Source organism: Bacteroidota bacterium (assembly GCA_040388375.1).
GTDB lineage: Bacteria > Bacteroidota > Bacteroidia > UKL13-3 > UKL13-3 > JAAFJM01.
Genome location: JAZKBU010000007.1, coordinates 76,956 through 89,739, shown reverse-complemented (window position 1 = coordinate 89,739; position 12,784 = coordinate 76,956). Strand labels below are relative to the sequence as shown.

The following is a 12,784-nucleotide window of genomic DNA, read 5'->3' as shown; positions in this document are numbered from 1 at the left end:
TAAATAGGTAAACAGCTAACAAGTTTTCCACCGTATTAGTACTTGTAAACCAAACAACAAAAAGTCGCAATTAACTTTTTACACGTAAATGTTGATAGCTTAGGCATTTTTACTATATTGCATACGTTATATTTGAGTAATTAATCAAGATAGATGCAGGTAGAAGTTAATATATGGTCATTAGTTAATAGCCTATTGTACAACCACAATTGTGTAATAGTTCCAAACTTGGGAGGCTTTTTAGCGCACCAACAAAGTGCTACTATTGACCCTGTTTCTATGGTCATTAATCCGCCAACAAAAACCATTACTTTTAATGCGCAATTAAAACTAAACGATGGTCTTTTAGCGACCAAAGTAGCCGATTACTTAAAAATAAATTACGTTGACGCTATCAAAATTATAGAAACAGAAGTAGCCAATTTTGATCACTTACTGAACTATAACGGACAAATTGTTTTATCAGGATTAGGTGTTTTTACCCATAACGTAGATAGAAACCTTGTTTTTACACCTGAGAAAAACACCAACTTTTTACTCCACTCATTTGGTTTACAACCTATCAGACTAAATACTGGTAGTGATGCTAAAACCAGTAAAATAATTACCAATTATACTGAAACTATTGTTCCAACCACTGAAGAAGAAGTAGTAGTAAATGATAATGTAGCAGTTTTACCAAAAACAAAATCAAAAAGAAGTGGCAGAGGTTTAACCTTTACTGCTATTGGCTCCGTATTGGTTTTAGTATTAGCGCTAAATGCTTATATTTTTTTGCAAGAAGGAAGCCTAACCCCTATCAGAAATAAATACAACGAATTAAACTTAGGCGTTACCATAAAAACTTGGTTCGACAATAACTTTAAGTCGGCAACAGAAACTATTACGCCTACTCCTACAGTTATAGAAAAAGCTGTTCCTGTAACCCCACCTGCTCAAGATATTATAATAGATAGCAATGCTATAAATAATACTCCTGATAATACCAATATGGATAGCGTAATTGCTAAACCAATTACTGTTACAGAAGAAAGCAAACCTATAAACGAAATAGTAACAGAAGTATTAACAGCAACCATTGCAGAAAAATCATCCTACTACATTATTGCAGGTGCCTTTGAAACAGAAAAACGTGCTAATAAATTATTGCAGGAGCTAACCAAAGAAGGTTACCCGGAAGCAGAATTAATAGCCAATCCAAAAACCAAATCAAGGGATATTAAATTTTTTGTAACCTATAAAAAATTGAATGATTTTAATGCAAGTACCATCGCTTTAAATACTATTCATGAAAGCGAAAATCCTGATGCATGGATTTTATTAGCCCGATAATTCAATCACAAACAATCCTTATTTTATTGGTATATTAAATGTTTAAAAGCATTTATATAATTCGTTTATCATTGTAGAGAATGAGTGACATTGATACTACTGATAACGACAATATAACCTTTAACCTAGCAAGCGACCTTGTAAAAAACACCAACATAAGTTTATTTTTAACAGGTAAAGCAGGTACAGGTAAAACCACCTTCTTAAAACATATACAACAAACCTGTAACAAACGAATGGTAGTTGTTGCCCCTACAGGAGTAGCCGCTATTAATGCAGGTGGCGTTACCATGCATTCATTTTTTCAACTTCCTTTTTTACCTTTTATTAAAGATGGGAATCATGGTTTTGGACAAATAGATTACGTTAATAAATTTACCCATTTTAAAAACGTAAAGTTCAACCGTGAAAAAATTGAATTACTTAACGAACTTGATTTACTCATTATAGATGAAGTAAGTATGTTACGTGCTGATATGCTTGATTGCATTTCAGAAACACTCAAGTATTATAAACGTAGCCAAATAGCTTTTGGTGGTGTACAAGTGTTATTTATTGGCGACATGTATCAGTTACCACCCGTAACTACTGATAACGAATGGTCGCTTTTAAGCCAATACTACAAAAGCCCTTTTTTCTTTAGCTCTCAAGCCTACGCAGAATTAAATCCTGCCCACTTAGAATTATTTAAAATATACAGGCAAAAGGAAGAGAAGTTCATCAATTTACTGAACAATATTCGCCACAATAATATGGATGAATATGACTTTGAATTACTGCAAGAACGTTTCGACCCTGAGGCTGCACGTTATGTTGATGGATTGATAACCTTAACCACACACAACAGAACGGCTGATAATATGAACCAACAAAAACTGGCAGAAATAGAATCGGAAAGTTTTGTGTTTGAAGGAGAAATTACTGGCGATTTTAACGAAAAAGCATTACCCGCAGAAAAGAGCCTTGAACTGAAAGAGGGCGCACAAATAATGTTTATCAAAAACGACATTGAAAAGCGTTATTTCAACGGAAAACTAGCCAAAATAAAATCAATACATAAAGATGATATTGTAGTCGTTTTTGAAAACGATGATGAACTAAAAATAGAAAAAGAAACCTGGAGAAATATAAGATACAATTTAAACAGGGACGAAAACACCATTGAAGAAGAAGAGATAGGCAACTTCAGGCAATTCCCTATCAGGCTGGCCTGGGCCATTACTATTCACAAAAGCCAGGGACTCACTTTTGACAGGTTAGCTATAGATGCGGGTGCTTCATTTGCAGCCGGGCAGGTGTATGTAGCATTGAGCAGATGCAGAACTTTTGATGGATTAACATTACTCAGCAGAATATACCAAAACAGTATTTTGAGCGATGAAAGGATAGTCCAGTTTTCATTGAAACAATCAAACGAGCAAGAGTTACTAGATAACCTTGATAAGGCAAAGTTTGAATATGGCTTAATTCAATTATACAAAACATTTGACTTAAGAAAAATACTTATTGAATTTACCCAGTTTGAAGCTTATACCGCCACCAAACAAATTCCGGAGAAAGAAGAGACCTTAATACAACTAGGTGCTATTATACACAGCTTAAACGAACACAGAATTGTAGCTGACAAATTTAAAATCAGGATAGAAGAAATTATTACTGAACCTACACTGAATGAACAATTATTAAGCGAAAGGATAAAAAGTGCCAAACAATATTTTACACCAAAACTAATGGAGCTGGCTTATAAACCACTTCAAAATATGGAAGAACAGTTAAGGCCTAAACAAAAAACAAAACAGTTCATCAGTAATTTAACAAAAGTAAAAAACTTCACCTGGAAAAAGATTTCAGCTATTCAACACGCTACACTGGGTTCTTTTGATTTAAAAATAGATGGGGTAATTGATATACCAGAAATAATAACAGAAAGCAGTAAAGAGAAAGCAGCCAAAATAAATTCGAAAGAAGAAAGCTTTAAATTATACAAAGATGGTAAGTCAATAGACGAAATAGCCGGTATAAGAGGAATGGCAATATCTACCATTGGTGGACATTTAGCCCATTATGTTGATTTAGGAGAATTAAATGCACTTGATTTTGTAACAGAAGAAATAATAGAGCAGGTTGCCACATTATTACAAAATGGTAAAGAACGTTTTGGTGAATTAAAGGCCGAATTACCTAAGGAAGTAACTTTTGATCAAATACGCATGGCCGTTAGTTATATAAGAGCAAAAAAATAAATCTGCCCTCTATCCTATTATTGCCCCGTATTCAATTTCGATAAAACAGTATAAAAAACAACAGCATCATTTACTTTAAAAGTACAATGATTACTCACCGTTCCTGTCGACTCACACTTACATGCTACTACTTTATTATGCTCTACAAAAAAGCTACACGCAGTACATGAGCCATTGGCACAGGTTTTAACTTCAGTAGTATTTTCTACATAAACTTTATTGTTTATAATACTAATACTAACAGCGGTTAAGCTCTTTACATTCATACGTGTGCCGGCCATCAATAAAAATTTTCTTCCTCCTACATTCTCTACCCAAACAGAATCTAATTTTCTACCGTCATTAAACGTTCTGATATAAGCTATACGTAAAGCCGATTTGTTTTTACCCGAAAGCAATAACTCTTCATTTGCCGAATTTAAAGTACCTATTTCAATGGGATTTTGAGCCTTTAACTGTAAAGCAAAAGTGATAATTATAATAGATAGGAAGAGTAATTTATTTCTCATAACTAATTAAACAGGCCTGCTATAAAATAAGCACTTGCAGCGGCAGCTGCTCCAATACATAAAACCTTAATAGCCCCCTTCAATGGTGGCTGCCCGATTATTTTTGTTTTAAAGTACCCGAATATAAATAAACTAATAGCCGTAACCACACAACTATATAACAAAGCCATACTGTTGGTTAAACCAAATACAGGAAAATAAGCTAAAAGGGGAATAATACCACCAACTATATAGGAGAAGCCTATAGCCGCGGCACTATTTCGTGCCGCATTGATATTAGGCTTATCCAAACCCAATTCAAATTTCATCATAAAGTCAACCCAACGGTCTTTATCCTTAGCCAATCCTTCCACTATTATATTTTGGTGTTCAATACTTAAACCGTACTCTGCAAACACTTCAGCTACTTCTTGTTTTTCACGTTCCGGGTAATGATCTACTTCGTAATATTCCCTTTTTACTTCACTGTTATAATGGTCAATTTCTGTTCTCCCTGCTAAGTATCCGCCCAAACCCATAGCAATGCTTCCTGCAACAATTTCGGCCAAGCCGGCAGTAACAATTACATTATTACCAATAGCAGCACCACTTAATCCAGCTGAAAGAGCAAAAGGAACAGTCAATCCATCACTCATACCAATTACTATATCGCGAACCAATTGACTTCCTTCAAAGTGTTTTTCTTCGTGCATACTATTTTGTTATTAGAATAATTTAGGTTGATCAGAGTCGGGCTTTGGCGTAATTTTCTTTAACTTAGGCAATGCCGGTTTAGTTGGTTTTTCTTCTTCATCGTCCTCCAACAATTTTTTCACCAACTCTTGCTCCTCTTTTATAAAGTCATCATTAAACAACTCCGGTTGATTAACAACTTCTTCTGTATTTTCTTCGTTTGTCTTTTCCTCTTCAGGGTCTGCTTGACCTTCTGGCATTTCAATAGATAAAATTTCAGATCCACCTAATTTATTACCAATAGCTTTCCATCCTTTTACATCAATAAATTCACTTAAATTAATGGTTTCTTCAACGGCTTCTTTTTTGTTTTTACCCGTTAATACTTTTATCAATGGTGTTTTTAAATCAGATGCTATAACGCAGGTATTTTTTTCGCCTTCGCTAATAAATAAAAATTTAGAATTGATGGTTTTTGTTTCAATTAAAAAACGTTTTACATAATACGTTTTTTGTTTAAAATCTAAGTACACAACACTCAATGGTTTTTCCGGATAAAACTTATTGATATGCATTACCTGCGGTGCATCGTAATGGTTGGTTAATTCAAAGTTGGTTAACTCATAGTTTCCATCTTTATACATTACCAATATCAAATCATCATTTAAAAAACTACCAATGTATTTACCACGGCCATCGCTATTCAATCTACCAATTACATCATCATACCAAATTTCTCTACCACCAATGGTACTTACACCTTTTGTTTTTTGTTTGATAGACTTAACCAGATATTTTGACAATATATTACCCTGAACACCTCTGCCTTTTATGGTTAATTCAGCAAAATCGTAATCAAAAGCCAGTTTACGTGCATGGCTCAATGGACTTAAAGTTACGCTTACTACTTCAGCTTCGCTATTCACATTGGCTGTAAAATAAAGAATTTTAGAATTAGGCGAACCTAAGGTTAAATCATATTCTTTATCTCTGGTAATGCCCGTAACATTAAAACGTTTAGCATAACTTACTTTGGTTTTCCCATCAATATAAATCATATTGTAGGTCATCCTATCATCATTCTTTTTAAACACATTGGCATACAAAATATCTTTGCCCATAAAGGCTTTATCCTGCACTTTGCTTACCTGCATTTTACCATCACGTCTAAACACAATAATATCATCCAAATCAGAACAGTCGCAAATGTATTCGTCCTTCTTTAAACCAGTTCCCACAAAACCTTCCGCTCTGTTTAAATACAATTTCTGATTAGCTATAGCAACCGTTTTCGAATCAATCACGTCAAAAGTTTTTATTTCACTTTTGCGTTCACGTCCTTTGCCGTATTTCTTCAATAAATTTTCAAAATATTTAATAGCATAAACACGTAAATTTTCAATATCGTTCTTAACCTGTTCCAACTCGGCTTGTATACGGGCTATATAGTCATCCGCTTTAAAACCATCATATTTTGATATACGTTTAATTTTTATTTCCGTCAATCTCAGAATATCATCTTCATTCAATTCACGTATATACAACTTCTTAAACTTATTCATACCACGCCAAATGGTATCAATTACATCTTCAAAAGTTTCACATTCCTCAATGTCTCTGTATATTCTATTTTCTATAAATATTTTTTCAAGTGATGCGTAGTGCCAGTTTTCTTCTAATTCACCTTTTCTTATTTCAAGTTCGCGTCTTAATAATTCAAGTGTTTTTTCAGTGCTTATTTTCAACAACTCATTAACCGACATAAAATGTGGTTTATCGTCAATAATTACACATGTGTTAGGCGATATTGATATTTCGCAATCTGTAAATGCATATAAAGCATCAATGGTAATATCAGGAGAAACACCTGGAGCTAATTGAATTTCAATTTCAACGTCCTTAGCCGTATTATCAATTACCTTTTTTATTTTTATTTTATTGGCATCATTCGCTTTAATAATGCTATCAATTAAACTAGTGGTAGTAGTTCCAAATGGAATATCCTTAATCAATAAAGTCTTTTTATCAAACTCTTCAATTTTAGCTCGGCAACGTACTTTCCCTCCTTTTTGCCCTTGGTTATAATTACCCGTATCCACATAACCACCTGTAGGAAAATCAGGTACCAAGTCAAATTTTTTGCCTTTTAAATAATCAATAGACGCATTGATTAATTCAATAAAATTGTGAGGCAAAACTTTAGTAGCCAAACCAACAGCAATACCTTCAACTCCCTGTGCCAATAGCAAAGGAAACTTCATTGGTAAAGAAATAGGCTCTTTTTTACGACCATCGTAGCTACTTTGCCACGAAGTTGTTTGTCCGTTAAAAGCTACTTCAAGCGCAAATTTTGATAAGCGTGATTCAATATAACGAGGAGCTGCTGCAGAGTCACCGGTTCTAATATCGCCCCAGTTACCCTGGCAATCCATCAATAAATCTTTCTGACCTAAGTTAACCAAAGCATCGCCAATAGCAGCATCGCCATGAGGATGGTACTGCATAGTTTGCCCAATAATATTAGCAACCTTGTTATACCTGCCATCATCCATTTCCTTCATGCTGTGTAATATTCTGCGTTGAACAGGTTTCAAACCATCTTCAATTGCAGGTACAGCACGTTCTAATATAACATAGCTTGCATAATCTAAAAACCAGTCTTGATACAACCCATTTACAGCAACAACATGGTATTCGTTCTTATTTTGTGCGTCTTTATTTTCTTCTTTATTCTCGTTTAATTCGTCCATGAATTGTATATTCTTCTAAATGGCTTTTAAATAACAAAACTATTTAATTTATACTTAGTACTATCAACATTTTATTGAATTTTATAACAACTTTTAGTGCATAAAAAAAGCTTAGTTTACACTAAGCTTTATTTGGATAAATGGTTAATCGTTGTCCTTTTTTCAATTTAGAACTTTTTATTCGATTCCACTTTTTAAGTTGTTTTATAGTAACATCATATTGTTCAGCAATAGAGGCTAAAAGGTCGCCCCTTTTAACTTTATAATAAATTTTCTCTTGCTTATGCTTTTTATGATAGTTTTTATCTTGTTTATCAGCTAAAGCAATAAGGTGCTCATCCACTAAATTTAAATTATCAAAATTATTGATAGATGAGAATTTGATTACTTTATTATAAGGCAGAGTTAAAGAAATTTTTTCACCCGTAAACGGTATAAAACCTTTTCTAAGTGATGGATTTAATTGTTTTAACTCATCCAAAGGCATTTCTAATGCCATCGATAATTGCTCTAATGAATATCTGTTATCCACTAAAACGGTATCAGTATGGTAATTTAAATCTAACTCTGTTGGGTAAATATTATGTTCCGAAGCATAGTTCATGGCATAAGTAGCAGCAATAAATGCTGGAACATAACCACGGGTTTCTCTTGGTAAATAAGGCATGATAGACCAGAAGTTTCTTTTACCTCCACTTTTTCTGATTGCTTTATTTACGTTTCCAACTCCACAGTTATAACTTGCTATAACCAATAACCAATCGCCATAAACACGGTACGAATTTTTAAAATACTTTACCGATGCTTCTGTTGATTTAATAAAATCACGTCTTTCATCTAAAGCACTGGTAGTTTTTAAACCATACATTTTACCCGTAGGTGCCATAAACTGCCACATACCAGCTGCACCAACAGGGCTTGTTGCTCCATGGTTTAAAGCTGACTCTATTACAGCAAGGTATTTCATTTCCAAAGGAATTCCTTCTCTATCAAATATTTCTTCAATAATTGGGAAATATAATTTAGATAAAGTAAGTACTTTAGCCAATAATTTACGTTTTCTAACCGTGTACAAATCAATGTAGGGTCTTACGTTTTCGTTGTAATCTAAAGGAATTTCCGATTCCAATAAATTAAGTCTGGCTTTAATGTCTTGGTCAGAATAAATAGGAACTTCATTTTCATCAAATCCATATATATTCAAATCGCCTTGCCAAACAACCGGAAATAACTTATTTCTAAGCTTTATAGTATTCGAGTCAATAGATGCAAGAAACGCTGCATTATCACTCACTATTGTTTGTGCATGCAGGCAGGTTGCAGATATAACAAGAGTACTTATATATAATATTTTTTTTAGCATTAATTTTTATTAAAAAATCAAAAATAGCAATTTCAGATAAATGAATTTTGCTATGTTATCTACAAACGAAATAAATAGTCTTTTATTTAAGAATATTATTTATCGTTTAACTGAATGTAAAATGAACCATTTTCAACTTTCATTTTAGTTGTATCTGTTTCAATGGCTAATAAACCACTAAATGTACCACTTATGATACCATTTGGAGCAAAATTACATTTAGTAAAGTTAATATTAAATGAGCCTTCTTGCTCATCTAGTATACTACTAGTATGGAAAACAACATCGTTTTGATAATATCTAAAATAATAAGTGTTAGTTGAATTTAAAACAAAACTCAAATCATTGGGCCAAGTTGTTCCAACATGTCCTAATGCAAATTCTATTCTTGGATTTTGTTCTGTTGCACTTTTGCTTCCAATAATAGTCAATTTTGGATAAGGTTGATCAACTTCTGATCTTTCTGCTAAAAATGAAGTAAAATTAATGGTTTGACCATCAAAAGTTCCTTTTATAAATTGACCACTGCTGGTACTACTAGTTGTTGAGGTAGTACTGGTGGTTGATGTGGTGGTAGTTGTTGTTGGAGTTGTTGTTTTCTTTTCTTCGCAAGAACTGAATAAAATAACTGAAAGTGTAATTATTGTAATGAGTGTTTTTTTCATTTATAAATATTTTAGAAAGCAATAATGTACAATTTTTCTTGAAAAAACAAACAAAAAGCCCATTTAAAAAATGGGCTTTTGTAATTTTTACTAAAATTAGTTATTAATTATGCTTCAACTTGTTGCTGCATTTTTTGTTTATATGCTGCACGAATGTTTTGCATACGATTTTGAATACATGGTTTAACAAATGATTGACGAGCGCGTAATTCCTTAACAACACCAGTTTTCTCAAACTTCTTTTTGAATTTTTTTAGCGCTTTGTCTAATGATTCGTTTTCTTTTACGTTAATATATATCATATCCCTTTACACCTCCCTTCATTGGGCTTGCAAATGTAAGATTATCAAATAAAAATGCAAACTATTTTTTTACAATAATAAAAACATCTTCATCATCACGTTTCATCAAATACTTTTCACGTGCATATTTCTCTAAATTTTTTGCATTTGAAAACAAGTTAACGTAATCCTTATTCAGCTTTTCTATCTCTGTTTTAAAATACTTATTTTCTTCTAAAACCCTGTTATACTTGGTTTTCTGTTCCCATTGATTGACTAATCCATTCCTATCACTAAATAGTAAAACAAACAAAAATAACCCGGTTGCTATGGCATATTTGTTTATTAAATATTTATAATATTTGAGTACTAGTTTTTGCATTTGTTCCAGTTTAAACCATGGAAAGCATCAATAATGATCTTATTTTTTTAAAAATTTAAAATCCAAACCAGGATAATAAGCATTTCCTCCTAATTCTTCTTCTATACGTAATAGTTGGTTGTATTTAGCAATTCTATCTGTTCTACTTGCTGAACCCGTTTTAATCTGTCCGCTATTTAAAGCAACAGCTAAATCGGCAATAGTAGTATCTTCAGTCTCGCCACTTCTATGACTCATAATATTGGTATATGAATTACGTGTAGCTAAATTAACAGCATCAATAGTTTCAGTTAAACTACCAATTTGATTTACTTTTACTAAAATAGAATTGGCTACTCCTTTTTTAATTCCATCAGCCAAACGTTTGGTGTTGGTTACAAACAAATCGTCCCCTACCAATTGCACTTTGCTACCTAATACTTGGGTTAATTCAGCCCATCCAGCCCAATCATCTTCCGCTAAACCATCTTCAATTGAAATAATCGGATATTTATCGCACCATGTTTTCCAATAGCTCACCATTTCTGATGAAGTCATTTGTTTTCCATCTGATTTTTTAAATGTGTACAAACCTGTTTTTTCATCGTAAAACTCGGTTGTTGCAGCATCCATTGCTATATAAATATCTTGTCCCGGTTTAAAACCTGCTTTTTCTATAGCTGTTAATACCGTTTCTATTGCTTCTTCGTTCGATTTAATATTGGGAGCAAAACCACCTTCATCACCCACATTGGTTGAATAACCTTTGGATTTTAAAACTGCTTTTAAATGATGAAAAACTTCTGTTCCCATTTGTAATGCCCTGCTAAAGCTATCGGCACCAACAGGCATAATCATGAACTCCTGGAAATCAATAGAATTATCAGCATGCGAACCGCCATTCACTATATTCATCATAGGAATAGGCAGCGTATTTGCATTTACTCCTCCAACATAACGGTATAAAGGCATATTAGATTCAATGGCTCCTGCTTTTGCACAAGCTAATGAAACTGCTAAAATTGCATTGGCTCCTAAAACTGCTTTATTTTCAGTTCCGTCCAAAGCAATCATGGCTGCATCTATATTGTTTTGCTCAAATACATCAACTCCTAAAAGCGCATCAGCTATTTTACCATTTATGTTCTCAACTGCTTTTAAAACACCTTTGCCTAAATAAACAGCTTTATCACCATCGCGTAATTCCACTGCCTCATGTGCTCCTGTAGATGCACCACTTGGAACGGCTGCTCTTCCTAATGCACCGTCTTCTGTTGTTACATCCACTTCTACCGTTGGATTTCCTCTTGAATCAAGAATTTGTCTTGCTTTAATTTCTACAATTGAGCCCATTTTTTATTTAATTTTTTAAGTTAAGTATATTATGTAATCTATTTTATCACTAAAAATTCAAACCGATTGGTTTTTTAATTCATTATTTTCACAAAGTCATCGAATAAGTACCTGCTATCATGAGGGCCTGGTGCTGCCTCCGGATGGTATTGGACTGAAAAAGCTTTTTTGTTTTTCAATTTTATGCCTTCAATGGTATTATCGTTTAAGTTAATATGTGTTACTTCTATATTGTCATTACTTGTTACATCATCTGCTTTAACAGCAAAACCGTGATTTTGAGAGGTAATTTCACTTAACCCGGTTACTAAATTTTTTACCGGATGATTTAAGCCTCTGTGCCCGTTGTGCATCTTAAATGTTTCTAATCCCTGACTTTCGGCCAATATCTGGTGACCTAAACAAATACCAAACAATGGAACTCCTGCATCAACAATTTGTTTAACAGTATCTACTGCATATGGCATAACACTGGGGTCGCCAGGACCATTTGATATCATAAAACCGTCAGGTTTAAATTTCATCATTTCCTGAAATGATGTTTTGCAATTAAAAACAGCTAGGTAATTGTCTCTGTCAGCTAAACAACGTAATATATTTTGTTTTACTCCTAAGTCAAGTACGGCTACTTTGCGAGCTGCATTTTCATTGCCTACATAATAGGTTTCGGGAGTTGAAACTTTACTTGAAAGTTCTAAACCTTCCATTGAAGGTGCTTTAGCTAATTCAGCCTGTAACTCTTCTATTGTTTTTTCTTCTGATGAAATAATACAATTCATTGCCCCTTTCTGGCGAATGTGCCTAACAATAGCTCTTGTATCTACATCGGCTATTCCAACCAAGTTATTCAATGCAAAATATTCCTGAATGGTTTGTGAGGCTTGTTTCCTATCGTGTACTACGTTAAAACTTTTACAAACTAAACCGGCAATTTTTATATCGCTGCTTTCAATTTCGTCATTATGAACACCATAATTACCAATATGAACATTGGTTTCTACTAAAATCTGTCCAAAATAACTAGGGTCGGTAAATACTTCCTGGTAGCCGGTCATGCCTGTATTAAAGCATATTTCACCAACGGTTGTACCAATTTTACCAATAGAAGTGCCTTTAAATACAGTGCCATCGGCTAAAAGTAACACTGCAGGAAATTTATTAATTAACTTATTCAAGGTGGTTTGGGTTTTGGCAAAAGTATACTTTTTTAAGTTTTTTGCCAATGAAGGTTTTTCAATGTTTGTCCACATGGTTA

Annotated in this window: 11 protein-coding genes; 2 read left to right on the top strand and 9 right to left on the bottom strand. The window is 33.3% G+C overall.

Annotated features, from left to right (window positions below):
- Positions 1-153: 153 nt before the first annotated feature.
- Positions 154-1,332, top strand: coding sequence for an SPOR domain-containing protein (locus tag V4538_11945; GenBank protein MES2381748.1), 1,179 nt, complete (start codon positions 154-156; stop codon positions 1,330-1,332).
- Between the two features lie 80 nt (positions 1,333-1,412).
- A complete protein-coding gene (locus tag V4538_11940) occupies positions 1,413-3,575 on the top strand; it encodes a helix-turn-helix domain-containing protein (protein ID MES2381747.1) in 2,163 nt (720 codons plus the stop codon).
- A 17-nt stretch (positions 3,576-3,592) separates the two neighbouring features.
- Here the strand turns inward: V4538_11940 and V4538_11935 are convergent, their stop codons facing one another.
- From V4538_11935 to carA, 9 genes are all read right to left on the bottom strand, one after another.
- Positions 3,593-4,084: a hypothetical protein gene (locus V4538_11935; protein MES2381746.1), complete on the bottom strand. Its 492-nt coding sequence runs from the start codon at positions 4,082-4,084 to the stop codon at positions 3,593-3,595.
- A gap of 2 nt (positions 4,085-4,086) precedes the next feature.
- Positions 4,087-4,776: a VIT1/CCC1 transporter family protein gene (locus tag V4538_11930; protein ID MES2381745.1), complete on the bottom strand. Its 690-nt coding sequence runs from the start codon at positions 4,774-4,776 to the stop codon at positions 4,087-4,089.
- 12 nt (positions 4,777-4,788) lie between these two features.
- Positions 4,789-7,506, bottom strand: coding sequence for a DNA gyrase/topoisomerase IV subunit A (locus tag V4538_11925; GenBank protein MES2381744.1), 2,718 nt, complete (start codon positions 7,504-7,506; stop codon positions 4,789-4,791).
- A gap of 121 nt (positions 7,507-7,627) precedes the next feature.
- The gene (locus tag V4538_11920) at positions 7,628-8,869 is read right to left on the bottom strand and encodes a transglycosylase SLT domain-containing protein (protein ID MES2381743.1); all 1,242 of its coding nucleotides are present in this window, start codon (positions 8,867-8,869) and stop codon (positions 7,628-7,630) included.
- Positions 8,870-8,964: 95 nt separating this feature from the next.
- Positions 8,965-9,534, bottom strand: a complete 570-nt coding sequence (locus V4538_11915; GenBank protein MES2381742.1) for a hypothetical protein — start codon at positions 9,532-9,534, stop codon at positions 8,965-8,967.
- Between the two features lie 107 nt (positions 9,535-9,641).
- Positions 9,642-9,836 carry a 30S ribosomal protein S21 gene (gene rpsU, locus V4538_11910; protein MES2381741.1) on the bottom strand — a complete coding sequence of 65 codons (195 nt, stop codon included), beginning with the start codon at positions 9,834-9,836 and terminating at the stop codon, positions 9,642-9,644.
- Positions 9,837-9,897: 61 nt separating this feature from the next.
- Complete coding sequence (locus V4538_11905) at positions 9,898-10,197, bottom strand: septum formation initiator family protein (GenBank protein ID MES2381740.1); 300 nt, start codon at positions 10,195-10,197, stop codon at positions 9,898-9,900.
- A 39-nt stretch (positions 10,198-10,236) separates the two neighbouring features.
- Entirely contained in the window at positions 10,237-11,529 is a 1,293-nt protein-coding gene (eno, locus tag V4538_11900; protein ID MES2381739.1) for a phosphopyruvate hydratase, read from the bottom strand.
- A 74-nt stretch (positions 11,530-11,603) separates the two neighbouring features.
- Positions 11,604-12,779: a glutamine-hydrolyzing carbamoyl-phosphate synthase small subunit gene (gene carA / locus V4538_11895; GenBank protein MES2381738.1), complete on the bottom strand. Its 1,176-nt coding sequence runs from the start codon at positions 12,777-12,779 to the stop codon at positions 11,604-11,606.
- Between the last annotated feature and the right edge of the window lie 5 nt (positions 12,780-12,784).

Bases quoted from the DNA above. Each gene is read 5' to 3' on its own strand.
- V4538_11945 (MES2381748.1), top strand. From the start codon at position 154: ATGCAGGTAGAAGTTAATATATGGTCATTAGTTAATAGCCTATTGTAC.
- V4538_11940 (MES2381747.1), top strand. From the start codon at position 1,413: ATGAGTGACATTGATACTACTGATAACGACAATATAACCTTTAACCTA.
- V4538_11935 (MES2381746.1), bottom strand. From the start codon at position 4,084: ATGAGAAATAAATTACTCTTCCTATCTATTATAATTATCACTTTTGCT.
- V4538_11930 (MES2381745.1), bottom strand. From the start codon at position 4,776: ATGCACGAAGAAAAACACTTTGAAGGAAGTCAATTGGTTCGCGATATA.
- V4538_11925 (MES2381744.1), bottom strand. From the start codon at position 7,506: ATGGACGAATTAAACGAGAATAAAGAAGAAAATAAAGACGCACAAAAT.
- V4538_11920 (MES2381743.1), bottom strand. From the start codon at position 8,869: ATGCTAAAAAAAATATTATATATAAGTACTCTTGTTATATCTGCAACC.
- V4538_11915 (MES2381742.1), bottom strand. From the start codon at position 9,534: ATGAAAAAAACACTCATTACAATAATTACACTTTCAGTTATTTTATTC.
- rpsU (MES2381741.1), bottom strand. From the start codon at position 9,836: ATGATATATATTAACGTAAAAGAAAACGAATCATTAGACAAAGCGCTA.
- V4538_11905 (MES2381740.1), bottom strand. From the start codon at position 10,197: ATGCAAAAACTAGTACTCAAATATTATAAATATTTAATAAACAAATAT.
- eno (MES2381739.1), bottom strand. From the start codon at position 11,529: ATGGGCTCAATTGTAGAAATTAAAGCAAGACAAATTCTTGATTCAAGA.
- carA (MES2381738.1), bottom strand. From the start codon at position 12,779: ATGTGGACAAACATTGAAAAACCTTCATTGGCAAAAAACTTAAAAAAG.